Here is a 21,062-nt window from a genome sequence, read left to right as displayed (position 1 = left end):
TACAATACGAACAACCAAGCCAATGGCAATATAATGGCATTCTCCGCATCGAATATCAGAGGGACTGTTTAAGGTACGAGTCCATACATCCTGTAACCATTCACATAAAACGACATATACCGCAGCTTATCCTTGCATCGAGCGAGTGATACTAAACCCCCTACTTTTTATGTTTGTTTCTGCACTCCCTCCACTCAGCAGAACTGAGCGTTCGAGGGAGAAAAAGCCCACGGGCGCCCGGGACGCCCAACATTAAAGCGGCTACCCCGAACACGGTGGCCGGCAAGCGCTGTACACAGTTGTTTCAAGCACGAAGCACCATGCTGACTTACAATGCCTTCACCAACCTCATCTGTAACAAGGAATAACCTATGGGCGTGATAAGTGAGTTCAAGGCCTTCGCGGTCAAAGGTAACGTGGTCGACATGGCGGTCGGTATCATCATCGGCGCCGCCTTCGGCAAGATCGTTTCATCGTTCGTCGGCGACGTGGTAATGCCACCGATTGGCCTGCTGATCGGAGGGGTGGACTTCAGTGATCTGGCGGTAACGCTCAAGGCAGCCAACGGCGATGTCCCCGCGGTAGTGCTGGCGTATGGCAAATTCATCCAGAGCCTGATTGACTTCATCATCGTCGCTTTCGCGATCTTCATGGGCGTCAAAGCCATCAACCGCCTGAAACGCGAAGAGGCCGTAGCGCCAACGCTGCCGCCGGTTCCGACCAAGGAAGAAGAGCTGCTGGAAGAGATCCGCGATTTGCTCAAGGCTCAGAACAATCGGCCCTGAAGACGGTAGTCAAACAATCAACGGCGCCCCTTGAGGCGCCGTTTTTTTACCAGTAGTTTTCCACCGCCACCTGCCCGGGCCGGCGACTGAGGCTCAAGTGCATGTGGCGTTGTTTGAGCAATTTGCGCGTGTCATCGATCATCTGCGGGTTGCCGCAGAGCATGACCCGTGAGTGCTCGGCCGTCAGCGCCAGGCCTGCCGCCCGCTCCAGCTCGCCATTTTCGATCAGCGCCGTGATCCGGCCGCTCAGAGCGCCAGCATGCTGCTCCCGGGTGACGGTAGTGATGAACTGCAGCTTGTGCGCAAACTCCGCTAAATAGTCGCGCTCGGCCAACCCGCTGACGAGGTCCTGATAAGCCAGTTCCCGGGCTTCGCGCACGCTATAGACCAGGAGGATTCGTTCGAATTTCTCCCAGACCTCGAAGTCCTGCAGGATTGACAGAAACGGCGCCAGGCCGGTGCCAGTGGATAAAAGCCAGAGATCACGGCCGTCGACAAAGCGATCGAGCGTCAAGTAACCAAAGGCCTGACGCTCGACCAGCAGCGTATCGCCGACTCCCAGCCGACTCAGCTCACTGGTGAACTCTCCCCCTGGCACCACAATGGAAAAGAATTCGAGGAACTCGTCATAGGGCGACGACACCATGGAATAGGCGCGCCATACGGTGCTGCCGTCAGCCTTGGTAACGCCCAGCCGGGCGAATTGTCCTGCACGAAAACGAAAACCCGGGTCCCGGGTGGTCCGCAGGGTGAACAGACTGGGGGTCAGCGACTGGACGTCGAGCAAGGTCTGGCGAGTGAATTTTTCTGCGCTGGCGGTCATGGGGTGCTCCATTCAACAGATAGCCACAGTGTCCCGCAAAGCGGGCGGCTTAAACACCGGTGATTTGTAGTGGCTTTAGCCAGGACCTCATTCGCATTAACTTCACAGTACGACTGAACATTAACCAGCCGGTTAACACACACATTCAAGCCTGTTTATAGTGAGATTGACATTTTTGTTATCTACGCCAGTGCTCCTTAACGTTAGAACCAGATACTTGCTTATAAATCGTAAACAAAGCCAAAAAATCTCACACAACCATAAGAAACGTCCTACACTCGGCACGTGCCAGATTATTGGATCCAAAAAGGCGCCACTAAGTAACATCACACTTGGAGAGATGCAATGGAGAGGTGGAAGGAATCACAACTCAATCAATTATCACGGGCAACGGAGATTGAGACTGCCTACCGGATTTCACTCGGCTTTGCGAAAAACCTTGGCTTTAAGTTTTTCGCTTTTTCAACAACATACCAAACAAAAACTGACCACTTTAATACAGTCCAACTCAACAACTACCCGACGGATTGGAACATTGAATATGAACAGAAAAATTTCAATGCAATAGACCCGGTAGTGGCTCACTGCAATCACTCCAGATTGCCTATCCTATGGAGCGAAGAACTTTTTTCCAAGACTCCCTGGTTGTGGGATGCGCTTGAGAAGCAAGGATTGCAGCATGGCTGGTCACAATCGGTCCATGACGAGGACAGTGGTGTTTGCAGCATTCTGAGCCTGGCCAGAAGCCATTGCCCGATCACTGCATTTGAGCTGTATGAAAATCTCGGTTTCTCGGTGTTCATCGGGCGCCACCTGCACGGGTTGGTCACACAGACACTGCCCAAGAAAGCGGCGAAGCCGGTCGTGCCGCATTTGTCTCCCCGCGAAATCGATGTATTGAGGCTGGCGGCTGATGGCAAGACTGCCTATGAGAGTGCCAGAATCCTCAATCTCAGCGCACGCACGGTCAATTTTCATGTGCAAAGCGCGATTCTGAAACTGGGAGTCAATAACAAGATTTCCGCAGTCATCGCCGCAACCAAGGACGGTATTCTCAACAGCAGCGCGATTCGCTGAGCCAAAAAACCTGCAAGTAATCCAAAAGAAAAAAACGTACCATTTGCGGTCCTTCTTGAGTGATGACGTGTAAACCTTCACGGCGCAGTACACTCGGACGGTCTCGCCCGCTACAACGCCCTTGGGCTGCGGGACACCTGTTGATGACCCCGTTGATTACCCAGAGCCCCGCCTCATGCCCTTGCTCGAAACACCCTTCGCCCGACTCGACCTGATCCGCCAGCCCGAACAGCAGAACGAACCGCTGCAGGCGTTTGACGCCGCAGACGAATACCTGCTAACCCATCTGGCCGACCAACCGCCCTCGGCCGACACTCGGGTTTTGGTGCTCAACGACAGCTTTGGCGCATTGGCCGCCAGCCTGGTGGGCAAGGTTCAAGTGACCAGCAGCGGCGACTCGTTCCTGGCCTTTCAGGGACTGGAAAAAAATCTGATCCGTAACGGCCAGGCATTTGATGCGGTGCCAAGCGTACCTGCCAGTGAAGCCTTTTCAGGCCCCTTTGACCGGGTCCTGATCCGGGTCCCGAAAACCCTCGCCTTGCTGGAAGAACAATTGATTCGCTTGCAGGGCCAACTGGCGCCGGGAGCCCAGGTGATTGCGGCGGCGATGATCAAGCATTTGCCCCGCGCTGCGGGCGATCTGCTGGAGCGCTACATCGGCCCGGTGCAAGCCTCGCTGGCGGTGAAGAAGGCTCGGCTATTGATCGCGACCGCTGAAGTCAAAGCCCCCGTCGTGTCCCCCTACCCGACCCGCTATCGACTCGACGCCCCTGAGATCGAACTGCTGAATCACGCCAATGTGTTCTGCCGCGAAGGGCTGGATATCGGCACGCGAGCGTTCTTGCCGCACCTGCCAAAGAACCTTGGCTCCGCGCGGGTGGCCGACCTCGGTTGTGGCAACGGTGTTTTGGCCATCGCCAGCGCCCTGCAAAACCCAGAGGCCCACTACACGCTCGTGGATGAATCGTTCATGGCCGTGCAATCGGCGGCCGAAAACTGGCGCGCGGCACTGGGTGACCGGGAAGTGGTGGTACGTGCCGGCGATGGTTTGGCGGGTCAGGAACCTGAGTCTCTGGACGTCGTACTGTGCAACCCGCCGTTTCACCAACAACAAGTCGTCGGCGACTTCCTGGCCTGGCGCATGTTCCAGCAGGCCCGAGAGGCGCTGGTCGTCGGTGGCGCGCTGTACATCGTCGGCAACCGTCACCTGGGTTATCACAGCAAGCTCGCGCGGCTGTTCCGCGGTGTCGAGCAAGTGGCGGCCACACCCAAGTTCGTGATCCTTAAAGCCCGAAAATAATCCCGGGTAAAAAAAACCCTCCAGCCAAGGAGGGTTGTGAATCCGTGCCGCAAGGCAACGGGATGGGATCTGTTGCAAAAAATCAGTGGGTCGTCAGCCCCGCGGCATTCATGAACATGCGCATCAGACTGGCCACGATGAACAGCGCCACAACGCTACCGGTCCAGATCATCGCCAGCCAGCCGAGTCGCTGCCAAAGCGGCTTTTTCTCTGCTGCTTCGATTTCCTGCAAGGAATGTTTACCCGCCATCATCGCAATCTCCTCTGAAGAAACGGCGCAGGTATCAGCCCTGCGCCACAGTCGCGCGTTCTAGTGATAGCCATCTTCGTGGGTGACCTTGCCGCGGAACACGTAGTAGCTCCAGAAGGTGTAACCCAGGATGAACGGGATGATGAACAGCGTGCCCACCAGCATGAAGCCCTGGCTTTGCGGTGGTGCGGCAGCGTCCCAGATCGAGATCGACGGCGGCACGATGTTCGGCCACAGGCTGATACCCAAACCGCTGTAGCCGAGGAAGATCAGCACCAGCGTCAGCAGGAATGGCGTGTAGTGCGCATTGCGAGCCACTGCACGGATCAGACCGTACATGGTCACCAGCACCAGAATCGGCACCGGCAGGAACCAGAACAGATTCGGCAGGGTGAACCAGCGAGCGGCAATCTCGGCATGGGCCAGCGGGGTCCAGATGCTGACAATACCAATCACCGCCAGTACCACAAAAGCCAGTGGCCGAGCCAGGTCATGCATCTGTTCCTGCAACTTGCCTTCGGTCTTCATGATCAGCCAGGTGCAACCGAGCAGCGCATAAGCCACCACCAGCGCCACGCCGCAGAACAGGGTGAACGGCGTCAACCAGTCCAGTGAGCCACCGGCAAATTGGCGATTGACCACCGGCAACCCATCAATGAATGCACCCAACGCAACGCCCTGGAAAAAGGTGGCGGCAACCGAGCCACCGATGAACGCCTTGTCCCAGAGATGGCGCTTGTCGTCCCTGGCCTTGAAGCGAAACTCGAAGGCCACGCCGCGAAAGATCAGCCCGATCAGCATGAAAATCAGCGGCAGGTACAACGCCGAGAGCACCACCGAATAGGCCAGCGGAAAGGCACCGAACAACGCTGCACCGCCCAGTACCAACCAGGTTTCGTTACCGTCCCAGACCGGCGCGACGGTGTTCATCATCACGTCACGATCGGTCTTGCCCGGAATGAACGGGAAGAGAATCCCGATCCCCAAATCGAAACCGTCCATGACCACATACATCATGATGCCGAAGATGATGATCACGGCCCAGATCAGCGGAAGATCAATACCCATGAGTCAAATCTCCTTGGTCAGGCTGGGGCGGTGGTCGTCGTCACCGTTGTCATCGGCGGCGGACAGCGGACGGGCCGGCGTGCGTTTCTGGCCAGGACCACCCTCGTTGGTTTCCTTGCCTTCGTCGATCTTCGGCCCTTTGCGCACCAGGCGCATCATGTAGCCCAGACCGGCGCCGAACAGCGCGAAATAGACCACGACGAACATGATCAACGTGATGCTCATCTGCATGAAGCTGTGATTGGAGGACGCGTCTGCCGTGCGCATCAGGCCGTAGACCACCCACGGCTGACGGCCGATTTCAGTGGTGAACCAACCCGCGAGGATCGCGATCAGGCCGGACGGCCCCATCCACAACGCCAGGTACAGGAACGGTCGCGAGGTATACAGCTTGTCGCGTTTACGCAGCCACAGGCTCCACAGACCGGTGAAGATCATCAGGAAACCCAGGCCGACCATGATCCGGAACGACCAGAACACGATGGTTGAATTCGGTCGGTCTTCAGGCGGGAATTCCTTGAGTGCCGGGACCTGTTTGTCCAGCGAGTGCGTGAGGATCAGGCTGCCCAGGTACGGGATCTCTACCGCGAATTTGGTCCGTTCTTCTTTCATGTCCGGCCAGCCGAACAGGATCAGCGGGGTCGGCTCATCGCCGTGGTTTTCCCAGTGACCTTCAATCGCGGCGATTTTCGCCGGCTGATGCTCAAGCGTGTTCAGCCCGTGGAAGTCACCGATGACCGCCTGAATCGGCGCCACGATCAAGGCCATCCACATGGCCATCGAGAGCATGGTGCGGATCGCCGGATTGTCCTTGCCGCGCAGCAAATGCCAGGCCGCCGAGGAACCGACGAAGAAGGCGGTCGCAACGAACGCTGCCGTGGCCATGTGCATCAGGCGGTACGGGAACGACGGGTTGAAGATCACCGCCAGCCAGTCCACCGGAATGACCTGGCCATTGACGATTTCGTAGCCTTGCGGCGTCTGCATCCAGCTGTTGGACGCGAGAATCCAGAAGGTCGAGATCAGTGTGCCGATGGCGACCATGACCGTGGCGAAGAAGTGCAGATTGCGCCCGACCTTGTTCCAGCCGAACAGCATGACCCCGAGGAAACCGGCTTCGAGGAAGAAAGCGGTGAGTACTTCGTACGTCAGCAGTGGCCCGGTCACGGAGCCGGCGAAGTCCGAGAAGCGGCTCCAGTTGGTGCCGAACTGATAGGCCATGACGAGTCCGGAGACCACGCCCATGCCGAAGTTGACCGCAAAAATCTTCGACCAGAAGTGGTACAGATCGCGGTACGTGTCGTTATGGGTTTTCAGCCACAGACCTTCGAGCACCGCCAGGTAACTCGCCAGGCCAATGGTGATGGCGGGAAATAGAATGTGAAACGAAATGGTGAACGCGAACTGAATCCGGGCGAGATCAAGTGCCTCCAAACCGAACATAAGTCTTCCTCTGTCAGGTAATACCGGCTGAAGGCTTGCGGCCTACACCCACTGCCCCCACGGATATGGAGTGTGGCGAATTTGAATTCGTTCTTTTTCTACAAACATCACAACGTAGGGAGTCTGGCCATCTGGCCGCCGGATCAATTCCACGAGCGGTCTTGATCTGGATCAAGCAACGTTGAAAGAGTAGTCCCATTTTTGACGATGGACGGTGTGGTCTTTTGCCGCGTGACAGGTTGCCTCAGCGCTACGGTCATAGGCAGAAACATATTCCCTGTGGGAGCGGGCTTTCTGCGTTTTCGAGATCGGTGTCTAGCTAACTAAATTTCCCTGCCCTGCAACTTTTGGTTACAGCTTGGTGATAATCTCGACCCTCCCCTCGCTCAAGACCTGCCCTCAGATGCCCAGCCAAGCGCCTTTGCTGTTACGTCATCACCGCCCTTTTATCGCGTTCTGGCTGGCTCGGGTGTTTACCGCCAGCGGTTTCCAGATGCTCACCGTGGCCATTGGCTGGAACCTCTACCAATTGACCGGCAATGTGCTCGACCTGGGCCTCGTCGGTCTGGTGGAATTCGCCCCGCGGGTGCTGTTCATGCTGCACACCGGGCATGTCGCGGACCGTTATGACCGGCGCAAGGTCGCGGCAATCTGTCAGTCCGTGCAAGCGTTGATCGCCCTGTCGCTGGCCATCGGTAGCGCGACCGACAATGTCACCCGGGAGATGATCTTCATCCTCGCGTTTCTGCTCGGTGCCGCCCGCTCCTTCGAAATGCCGACCACTCAAGCCTTGTTGCCGAGCATCGTGCCCAGCGCGTTGTTTCCCCGCGCCGTCGCCGCCGCCCAATCCGCACAGCAATCGGCGACTATCGTTGCCCCGGCCCTCGGAGGATTGCTTTACGCCTTCGGCAGCGTCTGGGTCTATGGCCCGACAGTGATCCTCTACCTCATCGCCTGCCTGCTGATGCTCAACTTGCCTGCACGGCAGACACCGCTGAACAAGGGCAAGGCGACGCTGGATTCGCTGCTGGCGGGCATCCGCTTCATTCGTAGTCGTCCGGACATTCTCGGGGCGATTTCTCTGGATCTGTTTGCCGTCCTGCTCGGTGGCGCAACGGCGTTGCTGCCGGTGTTCGCCAAGGACATCCTGCTGACCGGCCCTTGGGGCCTGGGCCTGCTGCGTTCAGCGCCGGCAGTCGGTGCACTGTTGATGTCGCTGTACCTGGCGAGATTTGCCGTGGAGCGCAAAGTCGGACGGGTCATGTTCACCGCAGTGGGTGTGTTCGGCGTCGCGACCATTGCGTTCGGCCTGTCGACCTCGTTCTGGTTTTCCCTGGCGGTGTTGGTGGTGCTGGGCGCGGCGGACATGATCAGCATGGTGATCCGCGCCTCCTTCGTGCAACTGGAAACCCCGGACGAAATGCGCGGCCGGGTCAGTGCCGTGAACGGTCTGTTCATTGGTGCTTCGAACCAGTTGGGCGAGTTTGAATCCGGCTTGACCGCCCACTGGTTTGGCACCGTACCGGCCGTGGTCATGGGCGGTATTGGCACATTGGTGGTGACCGGGGCGTGGATCAAACTGTTCCCGACCCTGGCTAAGCGCGACCGCATGCATGTGCCGGTGGAAGAAGTGAAGGTCTGAAGCAGTTTGTCCGGGGCACGTTCTAGACCACCAACTCCCCCGCCACCGCCGCTCGCGTGGCCTTACCGCAGAGTTGTTCCACCAGCGTCAGGGCGAATTGCAACGCCGCCCCTGAACCCTGCGCGGTGATGCAGTTGCCATCGACCACCACCGGTTGATCGACGAAGTTGCACCCCAACAGTTGATGGCTGGCCGAGGGCAGGCAGGTCATGCGCCGCTGACGCAGTACGCCAAAGGCTTGCAATGCGAGCGCCGGGGCCTCGGCGATGCCGGCGAACAGGCGCCCGGCCGCTGCCTGATCCTTGATCAATTGTTGCAGGGGTTGATGCGCCGCCAGATGTTGCGCCCCCACGTCACCACCGGGCAGGACGATCAGGTCGAACGGCTGTGCCAGCACGTCCACCAGCATCGCATCGGACGTCACTCGGGTGCCGCGCGCGCAGGTGAGCATGCGCCGTCCCTCGACGCTGGCCACAACCACTTCAACCTTGGCACGGCGTAGCACATCGATCAGGGTCACTGATTGCAGGTCATCGATGCCCTCGGCGAGGGTAATCAGAGCTCTAAAGGTCATGGGCGCAGTCCACTGGATGATCTTTAAAGCGTAGTCAGCTTTCCCGCCCCTTGTTCGAGCCTGCCGTTACTTGATGTAAAGCTGCGTCGACAGCGTATTGCCTGGCGCGTTGATCGACGTGTTGCTGAAGGTGAACGTGCCTTCCTGTTTACCCGCCAGATCGAAGACGTACAGATAGCCGACGGTTTTTTTCCCGACGGTGCACTCAGTCAGGTTGCCATTATCAAAAGCACAGACCGGGGTCCGGGTGCCGTTCACTTCAAAACCGTCCAGCCCGACATGCGCGCTACGACCGTAACCGACTTCCAGCACGTAGACCTTGATGTTCGGTCCGCTGTGATTGCAGCGGGTTTGCTCTTGCCCCTGCGCAATGTCTTCAAAACCACAGCTCGGCGACTCGACCTTGAGTACCTTCACCTGACTCAACGGCGCCGCCGATGCAGCCGAGGCGGTGTGCGCCCCCAGGAACAAGGCGATCGACACTCCGAATACGGCAATCAGACGTTTATTCATGCAATACATAAGTACCCCCAAAACCAGCGCGCAGTATGGCGTACTTGGCTTTACCGCAAAACATCGACGACGATCGCAGCCATAAGCAGCCATAACCCCACGCGGCTGGTATGATGCGCGGCTTTTTCCGACCCACAGAAAATTACCAGGCGCCAGCAGCGGTCTGTGCTTTGCTGTTGAGGTCGATACATTCACGGCGCCTGGCGCGCCACGGGGAGCAGACATGCTGGAAAGGCTGTTTCAACTCAAGGCACACAACACCAACGTGCGGACCGAGATTCTGGCGGGCTTCACGACCTTTTTGGCCATGGCCTACATTCTGTTCGTCAACCCGAGCATTCTCGGCGAAACCGGCATGGACAAGGGCGCGGTGTTCGTCGCCACGTGTCTGGCAGCCGCCATCGGTTCGACGGTGATGGGCCTGATCGCCAACTACCCGATCGCGCTCGCGCCGGGCATGGGCCTGAACGCCTTCTTTACCTACACCGTGGTCCTGCACATGGGCCACACCTGGCAAGTAGCGCTGGGAGCGGTGTTCATTTCGGCAGTGCTGTTCTTCCTGCTGTCGATCTTCCGCATCCGCGAATGGATCATCAACAGTATCCCGTTGCCGCTGCGCTCGGCGATTGCCGCCGGTATCGGCCTGTTCCTGGCCCTGATCGCCCTGCATAACGCAGGCATCGTGGTGAGCAACCCGGCAACCATGGTCGGCCTCGGCGACTTGAAACAACCGGCCCCGATCCTCGCGACCCTCGGCTTTGCCCTGATCGTGGCCCTTGAAGCGCTGAAAGTGCGCGGCGCAGTACTGATCGGCATTCTGGCAGTCACCATCGCTTCGATCGTGATGGGCTTCACCCCGTTCGGCGGCGTGATGTCGATGCCGCCATCCCTGGCCCCGACCTTCCTGCAACTGGACATCAAGGGCGCCCTGGACATCGGGCTGGTCAGCGTGATCTTCGCCTTCCTGTTCGTCGACCTGTTCGACAACTCCGGCACCCTGATCGGCGTCGCCAAGCGCGCCGGCCTGATGGGCAAGGACGGCCACATGCCGAAAATGGGTCGCGCCCTGATCGCCGACAGTACCGCGGCCATGGCCGGTTCGCTGCTGGGCACCTCGACCACCACCAGTTACATCGAATCCGCAGCCGGCGTGAGTGCCGGTGGCCGCACTGGCCTGACCGCCGTTGTCGTGGCGATTCTGTTCCTGTTGGCGCTGTTCTTCTCGCCGTTGGCGGCCAGCGTTCCACCCTTTGCTACCGCACCTGCGCTGCTGTTCGTCGCGGTACTGATGACATCCGGCCTGGCCGAAATAGACTGGGACGACATCACCGTCGCCGCACCGGTCGTGGTCACTGCTCTGGCCATGCCGTTCACTTATTCCATCGCCAATGGCATCGCCTTCGGTTTCATCTCCTGGACCGCGATCAAGTTGCTGTCCGGCCGCGGCCGTGAGCTGAACTCGGCACTGGTGATTCTGTCGATTCTGTTCGTGATCAAGCTGGGTTGGTTCAACGCATGACTTTTGATTCCAAGGCTTACGCCGTTCAGCTCGAAGAGAAGGTCACGCGCCTGCGTGACCTGTTGGCCCCGTTCGGTGCGCCAGAACCTGTGGTGTTCGACTCGCCGCTGAAAAACTTCCGCCTGCGCGCCGAATTCCGCCTGTGGCGCGAAGCCGGTGATCGTCACTACGCGATGTTTTCCCAGGAAGACAAGCGCACGCCGATCCTGATCGAAGAATTTCCGATCGCCAGCCTGCGCATCAACGAATTGATGCCGCAGCTGAAAGCAGCGTGGCAAGCCAGTGCGGCCCTGAGCAACAAGCTGTTTCAGGTGGAGTTCCTGACCACCCTGGCTGGCGATGCGATGATCACCTTGTGCTATCACCGCCCGCTGGACGAGCATTGGCACGAGGCGGCGTCGAAACTGGCAGCCGATTTGAACGTCAGCATCATCGGCCGCTCCAAGGGCAAACGCGAAGTGATCGGTCACGATTACGTGGTCGAGCAGATGGACGTCGGCGGTCGCACCTTCAGCTATCGCCAGCCGGAAGGCGCGTTCACCCAGCCCAACGGCACCGTGAACCAGAAGATGCTCAACTGGGCTTACGACTCACTTGGCGATCGCTCCGACGACTTGCTCGAGCTGTATTGCGGCAACGGCAACTTCACCTTGCCGCTCGCCACGCGCGTGCGCAAAGTGCTGGCCACCGAAATCAGCAAGGCGTCGGTCAATGCCGCGTTGAGCAATCTCAGCGAAAACGCTGTGAATAACGTCACCCTGGTGCGCTTGTCCGCCGAGGAGCTGACCGAAGCCCTGAACGAAGTTCGTCCGTTCCGTCGTCTGCACGGTATCGATCTGAAGAGCTACGAGTTCGGTAGCGTCTTCGTCGATCCGCCTCGGGCCGGCATGGATCCGGACACCTGCGAGCTGACCCGTCGCTTCGACAACATCCTCTACATCTCCTGCAACCCGGAAACCCTGGCGGCCAACATCGCCCAGTTGCACGACACCCATCGCATCACCCGATGCGCAATGTTCGACCAGTTCCCATGGACCCATCACATGGAATCCGGGGTGTTGTTGACACGCCGGTAATTGCCGACGCCAGATACAAATCAGCCGTCATCACGACGGCTTTTTTGTGCGTGCTTAAACGGTGATATCGGTCTTGCGCGGGCGCCCGCCCTTACGGCCATTCGCCCGCGCAGCCTCTGCTTTGGCAGCGCTGCTTTGGCGACCATTACGCGAGGCGATGACCGACGCGGCCATATCCATCAACGGCTTGCTGGCCGAAACCATCCCGGCGATGGAGACTTGCAGATCCTTGCCCTCGTGGCAAAGGGCAGTCCCGGAAAAGCCGACTTTCAGGTCTGCGAAATCCTCGACGTCGAAATCATCGAACTCCGGATAGTGCTGCACGGGCAATAGCACGCCACTGCCATCAATGAAATTGACCGCCAGGCACGGTTCCACAAAGGTCACCGAAGTCGCCCGCAGACCGCCTTTGTGGCGCAGCTGGCCACGCTGGATGGCTTCATCCAGCACGGCTTCGGTTACGGGCCGATCCACCAACATTTTTGCTGTTATCGTTTTCATAGTTCGATCTCCACGCCCTCCGGAACGCCTATCAGCGCCAGCAGGGTCTTGTTCGTCTCGGGCTCATAGCAAGCCGAGCCAATCATGCAGGTCGTACTGGCGACCCTTTTTACCACCACGACTTCGCTGGTTTGCCAGTCCCATATCTGATGATCGAGGCAGACCGTGTGCAGCTTGTCCCACCAGATGCACCGAGCGCGGCGCAAATGAGCGGGTTGTCCGAGCGCGTGACGCAACCCTTCCAACACCGCTACAGGTGGCCTTCGAGAATGAGGAACCACGTCCCACAGCTCGACACTGTTGTGCCAGAAGCTGAATTTGAAGCGCGCACTCCAGGTTCCGGCATCCACATGTGCATGCGGTGGGCAGTGCTCATCGCGCAACATGATCACCATTGAAAACCCTTTGTAGCTGAATAATCTCATGCTAACCCATCCGTTAGGTTAATGAGCCCGAAGACCCGACATTCCCTGGAAAATCCGATAACTGGCACAGTGCTGAATCATCACTGCGACTTTTGAGACTAGCGCCAAGGCTCGGCTCGGGCCGATGGATAACACCGCAAAATGGTAAGCAATCCTTTCCTCGCGCCTACAAAAAAGCCGTCCCGAGGACGGCTGTCTTGGCTTGTCAGGAAATCAACCCGACGGGTTTGTTCATCACGAACGCCCTGTATCTGTGTGCAGACATCTGATAAACACTGACTCACACACTTCATTTGATCCCCGGTGTAATCAATCATGCAGCGACAATTCGACGATCTTCAACTGGGCAGCATCGAGCTGTTTTGCCTGGCCGCCGAGGCCGGCAGCTTTACCGCTGCCGCACTGGTGGCTGGCGTGACGCCCGCAGCCGTGAGCCGTTCGGTGTCGCGCATGGAAGAACGCCTGGGCGTGCAGTTGTTCGCCCGCACCACTCGCAGCGTCAAGCTGACCGACAGTGGTCGCCGGTATTACGAAGAATGTCGCCAGGCGCTGGCGCAACTGGTCGAGGCCCAGCGTGAGGTCATGGGCCAGCAGCAACAGCCTTCCGGCACCCTGCGCATCAGCATTCCCACCACCTATGCCCATCACCGGATTCTGCCGTTGTTGCCGGCTTTCCGGGCGCGCTTTCCAGCGGTGAAGGTCGAGTCGCACATCAGTAATCGCAACATCGATTTCGTCGGTGAAGGCTATGACATGGCGATCCGCGTGCGGGCGATTCCGGATTCCGGCCTGATCGCCCGACAGTTAGAAGACGCCGCGCTGGTGATGATTGCCAGTCCTGACTACCTCAAGCACGCGGGCATTCCACAAACGCTGGATGATCTTAAACAGCACGAGTGCATCCAGTACGAATTGCCCAGCAGCGGTCGACGGATTGCCTGGCTGTTCAACGACAATGGCGTGCACCGGGAGATTCTGGCCGAAGGCAACCTCAGTTGTTCCGACGATGTGCTGGGCGGCGTGACCTTGGCCAAACATGGCGCGGGACTGTTCCAGACCTATCGCTTCATCGTCGAAAACGAACTGGCCGATGGCTCGCTGGTGGAAGTGCTCAAGCCGTATGGCGGGCGCTCGCGACCGTTCACCCTGCTCTACCCACAAACGCGCCATATGCCGTTGCGTTTAAGGGCGTTTATCGACTTCCTGGTTGAGCATCTGCCCCGCTGAAAAGCGAAACCGTCCGATCACCGCACACATTAACCCTGAGAACCGCCTCTTCAATTGACCAAATTAACCAGCTAGTACAATTTATCTCCACAGGCTGAAACCCTCGGCCAATGCCAAAAACAATAAGTGGAGAGACCCCGATGTCCCCTATCGTTCTGGTGCTCAACGGCCCGAATCTGAACCTGCTCGGCACCCGTGAGCCGGCGACTTACGGCTACGAAACCCTGGCCGACATCTCTGCATTGTGCGGTCGTGCCGCCGAAGAGTTCGGCCTGGCGGTGGAGTTTCGCCAGACCAATCATGAAGGCGAACTGCTCGACTGGATTCACGCCGCTCGCGGTCGTTGCGCCGGGATCGTCATCAACCCGGCCGCCTGGACCCACACCTCGGTCGCGATCCGCGATGCGTTGGTCGCCAGCGAATTGCCGGTGATCGAAGTCCACCTGTCCAACGTTCATGCCCGCGAGCCCTTCCGCCACCACTCTTTTGTGTCGGCCATCGCCACGGCGGTGATGGCCGGTTTCGGCAGCCACGGCTATCGCCTGGCGCTGGAGCATTTCAGCCAACGTTTGAAGGGATGAAGACCGTGACTCAGACCAACGCTGTACTGGCCGGACTGATCGGCGCCGGCATCCAGGCTTCTCGCACCCCGGCGCTGCACGAGCATGAAGGCGATGCCCAGGGTTTGCATTACCTCTATCGCCTGATCGATCTGGACCCGTTGAAACTCGATAGCAGCGCCCTGCCCGACCTGCTGTTAGCCGCCGAGCGGATGAACTTCACCGGCCTGAACATCACCTTTCCGTGCAAGCAGACGATCATCCCGCTACTCGACGAATTGTCACCGGAAGCCCGAGGCATTGGGGCGGTGAACACGGTCGTGCTGAAGGACGGCAAACGCATCGGCCACAACACCGATTGCCTGGGCTTCGCCGAAGGTTTCCGTCGTGGCTTGCAGGGCGTTGCCCTTGAGCGCGTCGTGCAAATGGGCGCCGGTGGCGCCGGCGCGGCAGTGGCCCATGCACTCTTGAGTGAAGGCGTACAGCTGCTGAGCATTTTCGACGTGGAGACCAGCCGCGCCCAAAGCCTGGCGGACAACCTCAATCAACATTTCGGCAGCAGCCGGGCTGTTGCGGGTCACGACTTGCCAAGCACTCTCGCCCAGGCCGACGGCCTGGTGAACACCACCCCCGTTGGCATGAAGAAACTGCCGGGCATGCCGGTGCCGGTGGAGCTGCTTCGAGGTGAGTTATGGGTGGCGGAGATCGTTTACTTTCCGCTGGAAACCGAACTGCTGCGCAACGCCCGCGCGTTGGGTTGCCGCACGCTGGATGGCGGCAACATGGCGGTGTTTCAAGCGGTGAAGGCGTTTGAGTTGTTCAGCGGCGTGGTGCCGGATGCGCAGCGAATGCTCGAGCATTTTCAGAGCATGAATGGCTGAAAAGCGAAGGTATCAGGCGTGTAAATAGCGCAAAACCGACTCGCAGATCATCGCCCGATGACGTTGCTTGATGCTTTCTTCCGGCAGGTCGATCTGAAAAATCTCACTTAAGGTATGGCGGTTCGACACGCGATAGAAGCAGAACGAGCTGATCAGCAGATGCACATCCAACGGATCAAGCCCTGCCCGGAACACACCCTCCTCAGCACCGCGACGCAAAATTTCGCCCAGTGAATCGAGGATGGTGTTGTTCATCGCCTTGATCGCATCGGAGCGCTTCACGTATTCAGCGTTGTGAATGTTCTCGATGCTGACGATACGCACGAAGTCGACGTTGCGATCATGGTGGTCGAAAGTGAACTCCACCAGCCGCCGAATCGCCTCCACCGGAGCCAGTTCCGTCAGGTGCAGACGATTTTCGGTGCTGCGGATATCGCCGTAGAGTTTCTCCAGCACCTCGACGTAGAGCTGTTCCTTACTGCCGAAGTAGTAATAGATCATGCGTTTTGAGGTGTGGATGCGCTCGGCAATCGCATCGACGCGAGCGCCGGAAAGTCCCTGCTGGACGAACTCGACAATCGCCTCTTGAAGGATATTCTCGCGGGTCTTTTCCGGGTTGTTCTTGCGACTCTTGCGCGGCTCGACAATCGGCTCGTCGGGCGCGGCGGAGAGTTCTGAAGTTATCGTCATTGCGGGCTCACGGCCATCACTGCACAAGTTGGCGATTATGGGCCGCGCCGCACAGTGAAGGAAGCCGAGCGGCGGCGGTTTGTACCCATGTTTACGATTTTCCTACAACTTTGCCTGACGTACGGCACCGCTTCGAGACTTGGCCATGGCCGCCAGTCGCACCGCGACGTTGGCTGCGCCGTAACCTGCGTAACCGTTCTTGCGCTGGATGATTTCGAAGAAGAAGCGTCCTTCGAACGGTTCGGTATACACATGGAACAGCTCGCCACCTTGGGCATCGCGGTCGTAGAGCACGTTGTAATAGGCCAGTTCGCTGAGGAACTCGTCGTCGAAATCGAACCGCGCGGCGAGGTCATCGTAGTAATTGAGCGGGATATCCAGCAGCGGTACGCCCGCCTCCTTGGCCCGGCTGACTTCGGCAAAAATATCGTCGCAATCGAAGGCGATGTGATGCACGCCGGAGCCGCGATAACTCGACAGTGCATGTGAGATCGCGGTGTTGCGGTTCTCGGAAATGTTCAACGGCAAGCGGATCGAACTGTCCCGGCTGCGCAGTGCCCGACTCTTTACCAAGCCGTACGGGTCAGGCAGCACCACTTCATCATCGGCTTCAAAATCCAGCAGGCTTTTATAGAACAGCACCCAACTGTCGAGGCTGTCGGCCGGCAGCGCCATGGCCATGTGGTCAATGCGCTTGAGGCCGCCGCTGGCCACGGCGGCGGGTTGCAGATTGAAGTCGGTGCCGTAGACATCGGCGTCCTGGTCCACCAGATAAATCAGGCTGCCATCCGGCGCGCGCACCGCGGCGAGCTCCAGTTCATTGGGGCCGACCAGCCCGCGATACGGCTGACCTTTATAAGCCACGGCCCGAGCCAGCGCACTGGCGCTGTCCTTGACCCGCACGGCGGTGGCGCACAGCGAGGGGCCATGTGCCTCAAAAAAACTGTGGGCGAACGAGTAAGGCTCGGAATTGAGGATCAGGTTGATATCACCCTGACGCAGCAAGCTCACGCTCTTGGAACGATGCTGGCCGGCTTTGACAAAACCCAGCCGCTCCAGCCAATGTGACAGCTTGGCGCCAAGACTTTCGTCCACGGCGAATTCAAGAAATTCGATGCCGTTGTACTCGCTGGCCTGGGGCGTCTCGAACAGAATGTCGACAGTGGCCGGTGGCTTGGCTTCCTGCGCCAGACGCTCGCGGGTTTTCTCTTCCAGGTACAGCAACGAGCGCAAACCATCAGCGGCATTGGCCCGTGGCGGCGCGGCGCGGAAGCCGTCGTTGAAGATCTCCAGCGACAACGGCCCGGTGTAACCGCTCTTGATGATTGGCGCGAGAAAACCCGGCAGATCGAATTCGCCCTGGCCCGGGAAACAGCGAAAATGCCGGCTCCACTCCAGCACGTCCATGGCCAGGATCGGCGCGTCGGCCATTTGCACGAAGAAAATCTTGTCGCCGGGAATCTCGGCGATCGCGCTCGGATCACCCTTGAGTGACAGCGTGTGAAAGCTGTCCAGCAACACGCCGAGGTTTGGGTGATCGGCCTGACGGACGATGTTCCATACCTGTTGATAAGTGTTCACGTGGCGGCCCCAGGCCAGCGCTTCGTAGCCGATCCGCAAACCACGAGCACCGGCGCGTTCGGCCAGCAGGCGCAAGTCGTCGATCAGAATCTGTTCGTCACCGATGGCGTCGGCCGAAGCGTTGCTGCACACCAGCACCAGGTCGGTGCCCAGTTCCTGCATCAGGTCGAACTTGCGCTCGGCCCGCTCCAGGTTGCGCGGCAGGCGGTCGCGGCGGCAGCCCTCGAAATCCCGGAAAGGTTGAAACAGCGTGATCGCGATCCCGAGATCGGCGCACATCTGTTTAATTTCCCGCGGACTGCCGTCGTAGTAGAGAAGGTCATTCTCGAAAATTTCCACCCCGTCGAAACCGGCGGCGGCGATGGCTTCAAGTTTTTCCGGCAGGGTACCGCTCAAGGACACGGTGGCAATGGAACGCTGCATATTTCGACTCCCGGTGGTGGAGACAATCTTGTTATCAATCGCACGCTTCGAGTAGGAGCACGGCTTGCCGGCGATGGCGATTTCGAGGACGCCATCGCCGGCAAGCCGTACTCCTACAGGGATGGCGTTTAACTTGGGATGGATTATTGGCCGGTCGAATCGACACAGCAATTCAAAGTGTACTACCCAGTTAGTTTTGCGTGCGATTATCGAACACAATGGCCCTTGGCGAATTGACGATTTTTCGTCCACTGCGCAACATCAACGCCACATTGGGGGCCGTCATCAACCACGGGCCCCGGATGACCAAAGACCCAGAACACCACATAAAAATAATCGGTGGCCTACATGATTCCTTCTGAAAGCTCTTCCATGGAGCGTTCCTCCATGACTCCTGCCACTGGCGGCATCGGCGACAAGATCCGCGGTGCAATGGCGGTCGGCAAAACCCGTTGGGGCATGCTGGCGCTGGTGTTCTTCGCCACCACCCTGAACTACATCGACCGCGCCGCACTGGGCGTGATGCAGCCTATTCTCGCCAAGGAAATGAGCTGGACGGCGATGGACTATGCCAACATCAACTTCTGGTTCCAGGTCGGCTACGCCATCGGTTTCGTGCTGCAAGGCCGGTTGATCGATCGGGTCGGCGTCAAGCGCGTGTTCTTCTTCGCCGTGCTGCTCTGGAGCCTGGCGACCGGCGCCCATGGCCTGGCCACTTCGGCCGTCGGCTTCATGGTCTGCCGATTCATTCTGGGTCTGACGGAAGCCGCCAACTACCCGGCGTGCGTGAAGACCACCCGGTTGTGGTTCCCGGCCGGCGAACGCGCCGTGGCCACCGGCATCTTCAACGCCGGGACCAACGTCGGCGCGATGTTCACCCCCATGTTATTGCCGCTGATCCTGCATGTATGGGGCTGGCAGGCCGCGTTCCTGTGCATGTCGGCACTGGGCGGGATCTGGTTGTTGTTCTGGGGCTTGAAGTACTACAACCCGGAAGAACATCCGAGCGTCAAACAATCGGAACTGGACTACATCCAGAAGGAAGTAGAGCCAGAACAATCCCGCGTACCGTTCTCGAAAATCCTGCGCATGCGTGGCACTTGGGCCTTCGCCCTGGCTTACGCGATCACCGCGCCGGTGTTCTGGTTCTACCTCTACTGGCTGCCGCCGTTCCTCAATCAGCAATACAACCTGGGGATCAACGTGACCCAGATGGGTATCCCGCTGATCATCATCTACCTCACTGCCGATTTCGGCAGCGTCGGCGGCGGGATCCTGTCCTCGTTCCTGATCGGCCGTGGGGTCAACCCGATCAAGGCGCGGCTGATGTCCATGTTCCTGTTCGCCTGCTGCATCGTCGGCGTGATCATGGCGGCGGGTTCGAGCAGCCTGTGGGTCGCGGTGTTCGCCATCTCCCTGGCCATCGGTGCGCACCAGGCCTGGACCGCGAACATCTGGAGCCTGGTGATGGACTACACGCCTAAACACATGATGAGTACGGTGTTCGGCTTCGGTGGCATGTGCGCGGCCATCGGCGGGATGTTCATGACCCAGTTGGTCGGCCACATTCTGACGATCACCAACAACAACTACACCGTGCTGTTCACCATGATTCCGGCGATGTATTTCATCGCGCTGATCTGGATGTACTTCATGGCGCCGCGCAAGATTCCGACCGTCACCCCGTAAAACCCCTCCCCCGGCAGGCCTGATTCCAGGCCTGCCCTGCTGCTCTCACCGACGACTCTGCTGCCAGGCGGCTGCCAACCCGCTGCAACAAATCACCGCGATCCCGACCACGGTGGTCAGGGTCGGCGTGTGAGAAAACAGCAACCAGCCCAGCAAACCGGCAAAGACAATCTGGCAATAACCAAACGGCGCCAACAACGCCGGGGCCGCGTGGCGGAAGGCTTGCGTCAGAAACAGGTGAGCCGTCATCCCGCAGGCGCCCAACGCCACCATCATGAATCCATGGCCCAGGCTGGGGACTTGCCAGAAGAAAGGCACCAGCGCACTCATCACCAGGGTGTTGCACAGCCCGGCGAAGAAGTTGCTAGTGGTCGGGCTGTCGATGTTGCTGAGCTTGCGGGTGAGCAATTGATAGAAGCAGAAAAACAGCGCCGAGCAGAGCGGCAGCAACACCGCCGGGGTAAAGAGTTCTCCTCCGGGATGGACGATGATCAACACGCCGATGAAGCCGCAAATCACCGCAATCCACTGGCCACGCGTGACGTGCTCGCGCAGCAGTGGCACCGACAGCGCAGTCACCAGAACCGGCGCAAGAAAGTTGACCGCCGTAGCTTCGGCCAAGGGGATGTACTGCAAGCCAGTGGTGAAAAACAGACTGGTGCCCAACAGGCACAACGCCCGCAACAGCTGAAGTAACGGCCGTTTGGTTCGTAGGACACCCAGCCCGGATTGCGGCAGAAAAATCCCGGCCATCAGTAAGGTGTGAACCAGATAACGGGCCCACACCACCATAACGATCGGGTAGAACCCCGAGAGGTATTTCGACAAGGCGTCGTGACTGGAAAACAGGAAGGTCGCAACGACGATCAGCAAAATCCCTTTGAAGGGTTGGTTTACACCGGAGAGCGGAGTGCTGACGGTCATTCGGTATCCCTTGTGTAGTGCATCAACTATTTAAAAGCATCCCTTACAGGAAAGGCGAACCCGAATAATTTAGAACCTTGTTCCAGATTCC

The 21,062-nt window shown here is 58.8% G+C and carries 21 protein-coding genes; 10 read left to right on the top strand and 11 right to left on the bottom strand.

The genetic code is table 11. From position 1 onward, the window contains the following. Positions 1-371: 371 nt before the first annotated feature. Positions 372-785: a large-conductance mechanosensitive channel protein MscL gene (mscL, locus tag IB252_RS27095; protein WP_008149145.1), complete on the top strand. Its 414-nt coding sequence runs from the start codon at positions 372-374 to the stop codon at positions 783-785. Positions 786-831: 46 nt separating this feature from the next. On the opposite strand, the gene IB252_RS27090 is transcribed toward mscL, so the two are convergent. Further along, positions 832-1,608: a ferredoxin--NADP reductase gene (locus IB252_RS27090; protein WP_192410851.1), complete on the bottom strand. Its 777-nt coding sequence runs from the start codon at positions 1,606-1,608 to the stop codon at positions 832-834. 345 nt (positions 1,609-1,953) lie between these two features. Here IB252_RS27090 and IB252_RS27085 point away from each other — a divergent pair, with 345 nt between their 5' ends. Then, positions 1,954-2,685, top strand: coding sequence for a helix-turn-helix transcriptional regulator (locus IB252_RS27085; RefSeq protein WP_111451116.1), 732 nt, complete (start codon positions 1,954-1,956; stop codon positions 2,683-2,685). A gap of 175 nt (positions 2,686-2,860) precedes the next feature. After that, complete coding sequence (locus IB252_RS27080) at positions 2,861-3,985, top strand: methyltransferase (protein WP_192410850.1); 1,125 nt, start codon at positions 2,861-2,863, stop codon at positions 3,983-3,985. A gap of 82 nt (positions 3,986-4,067) precedes the next feature. Here IB252_RS27080 and IB252_RS27075 read toward each other — a convergent pair whose 3' ends face one another. The 3 genes from IB252_RS27075 to IB252_RS27065 are packed head-to-tail and all read right to left on the bottom strand — an operon-like array spanning position 4,068 to position 6,746. Next, positions 4,068-4,235: a DUF2474 domain-containing protein gene (locus IB252_RS27075; protein ID WP_074880353.1), complete on the bottom strand. Its 168-nt coding sequence runs from the start codon at positions 4,233-4,235 to the stop codon at positions 4,068-4,070. Positions 4,236-4,295: 60 nt separating this feature from the next. Then, complete coding sequence (gene cydB / locus IB252_RS27070; protein WP_056744661.1) at positions 4,296-5,303, bottom strand: cytochrome d ubiquinol oxidase subunit II; 1,008 nt, start codon at positions 5,301-5,303, stop codon at positions 4,296-4,298. Positions 5,304-5,306: 3 nt separating this feature from the next. After that, on the bottom strand, positions 5,307-6,746 hold the full coding sequence (locus IB252_RS27065; RefSeq protein WP_192410849.1) for a cytochrome ubiquinol oxidase subunit I: 1,440 nt from the start codon (positions 6,744-6,746) through the stop codon (positions 5,307-5,309). A gap of 403 nt (positions 6,747-7,149) precedes the next feature. Between IB252_RS27065 and IB252_RS27060 the strand changes: the two genes are divergently transcribed. Next, positions 7,150-8,388, top strand: coding sequence for an MFS transporter (locus IB252_RS27060; RefSeq protein ID WP_192410848.1), 1,239 nt, complete (start codon positions 7,150-7,152; stop codon positions 8,386-8,388). 22 nt (positions 8,389-8,410) lie between these two features. Here IB252_RS27060 and IB252_RS27055 read toward each other — a convergent pair whose 3' ends face one another. Together IB252_RS27055 and IB252_RS27050 are read right to left on the bottom strand one after the other, a co-directional pair. Then, positions 8,411-8,962, bottom strand: coding sequence for a DJ-1 family glyoxalase III (locus tag IB252_RS27055; RefSeq protein ID WP_111451122.1), 552 nt, complete (start codon positions 8,960-8,962; stop codon positions 8,411-8,413). A 66-nt stretch (positions 8,963-9,028) separates the two neighbouring features. Beyond that, positions 9,029-9,484, bottom strand: a complete 456-nt coding sequence (locus IB252_RS27050; protein WP_192410847.1) for a DUF4879 domain-containing protein — start codon at positions 9,482-9,484, stop codon at positions 9,029-9,031. A 214-nt stretch (positions 9,485-9,698) separates the two neighbouring features. On the opposite strand from IB252_RS27050, the gene IB252_RS27045 reads away from it, so the two are divergent. Both IB252_RS27045 and trmA read left to right on the top strand, forming a co-directional pair. Then, positions 9,699-10,994, top strand: a complete 1,296-nt coding sequence (locus tag IB252_RS27045) for an NCS2 family permease (RefSeq protein ID WP_192410846.1) — start codon at positions 9,699-9,701, stop codon at positions 10,992-10,994. Next, on the top strand, positions 10,991-12,070 hold the full coding sequence (trmA, locus tag IB252_RS27040) for a tRNA (uridine(54)-C5)-methyltransferase TrmA (RefSeq protein ID WP_192410845.1): 1,080 nt from the start codon (positions 10,991-10,993) through the stop codon (positions 12,068-12,070). Before IB252_RS27045 ends, trmA begins: the two co-directional genes overlap by 4 nt. 54 nt (positions 12,071-12,124) lie before the next feature. Here the strand turns inward: trmA and IB252_RS27035 are convergent, their stop codons facing one another. Together IB252_RS27035 and IB252_RS27030 are read right to left on the bottom strand one after the other, a co-directional pair. Beyond that, a complete protein-coding gene (locus tag IB252_RS27035; protein ID WP_111451126.1) occupies positions 12,125-12,571 on the bottom strand; it encodes a DUF2442 domain-containing protein in 447 nt (148 codons plus the stop codon). Further along, positions 12,568-12,996, bottom strand: a complete 429-nt coding sequence (locus tag IB252_RS27030; protein ID WP_111451127.1) for a DUF4160 domain-containing protein — start codon at positions 12,994-12,996, stop codon at positions 12,568-12,570. Before IB252_RS27030 ends, IB252_RS27035 begins: the two co-directional genes overlap by 4 nt. A 315-nt stretch (positions 12,997-13,311) precedes the next feature. Between IB252_RS27030 and IB252_RS27025 the strand changes: the two genes are divergently transcribed. The 3 genes from IB252_RS27025 to IB252_RS27015 all read left to right on the top strand — a co-directional run bounded on the left by IB252_RS27025 (position 13,312) and on the right by IB252_RS27015 (position 15,664). Beyond that, positions 13,312-14,223: a LysR family transcriptional regulator gene (locus IB252_RS27025; protein ID WP_111451128.1), complete on the top strand. Its 912-nt coding sequence runs from the start codon at positions 13,312-13,314 to the stop codon at positions 14,221-14,223. Between the two features lie 140 nt (positions 14,224-14,363). Further along, entirely contained in the window at positions 14,364-14,804 is a 441-nt protein-coding gene (gene aroQ, locus IB252_RS27020) for a type II 3-dehydroquinate dehydratase (protein WP_192410844.1), read from the top strand. Continuing rightward, on the top strand, positions 14,801-15,664 hold the full coding sequence (locus tag IB252_RS27015; RefSeq protein WP_225607607.1) for a shikimate dehydrogenase: 864 nt from the start codon (positions 14,801-14,803) through the stop codon (positions 15,662-15,664). The genes aroQ and IB252_RS27015 overlap by 4 nt, the downstream gene beginning before the upstream one ends. 12 nt (positions 15,665-15,676) lie before the next feature. Here the strand turns inward: IB252_RS27015 and IB252_RS27010 are convergent, their stop codons facing one another. Both IB252_RS27010 and quiC read right to left on the bottom strand, forming a co-directional pair. Then, entirely contained in the window at positions 15,677-16,354 is a 678-nt protein-coding gene (locus IB252_RS27010) for a TetR family transcriptional regulator (protein ID WP_192410842.1), read from the bottom strand. Positions 16,355-16,456: 102 nt separating this feature from the next. After that, a complete protein-coding gene (gene quiC / locus IB252_RS27005) occupies positions 16,457-18,358 on the bottom strand; it encodes a 3-dehydroshikimate dehydratase QuiC (protein ID WP_192410841.1) in 1,902 nt (633 codons plus the stop codon). A 372-nt stretch (positions 18,359-18,730) separates the two neighbouring features. Between quiC and IB252_RS27000 the strand changes: the two genes are divergently transcribed. After that, positions 18,731-20,047 (top strand): MFS transporter, encoded by a 1,317-nt coding sequence (locus IB252_RS27000; protein ID WP_225607618.1) that lies wholly within the window; start codon positions 18,731-18,733, stop codon positions 20,045-20,047. Positions 20,048-20,092: 45 nt separating this feature from the next. Here IB252_RS27000 and IB252_RS26995 read toward each other — a convergent pair whose 3' ends face one another. Then, the gene (locus tag IB252_RS26995) at positions 20,093-20,971 is read right to left on the bottom strand and encodes a DMT family transporter (protein ID WP_008149189.1); all 879 of its coding nucleotides are present in this window, start codon (positions 20,969-20,971) and stop codon (positions 20,093-20,095) included. Positions 20,972-21,062: the final 91 nt, after the last annotated feature.

Origin of the sequence: Pseudomonas sp. PDM10 (assembly GCF_014852295.1) — a bacterium.
GTDB lineage: Bacteria > Pseudomonadota > Gammaproteobacteria > Pseudomonadales > Pseudomonadaceae > Aquipseudomonas.
The sequence above is the reverse complement of the archived record's forward strand: the minus strand, read 5'-3'. Positions and strand labels throughout refer to the sequence as shown.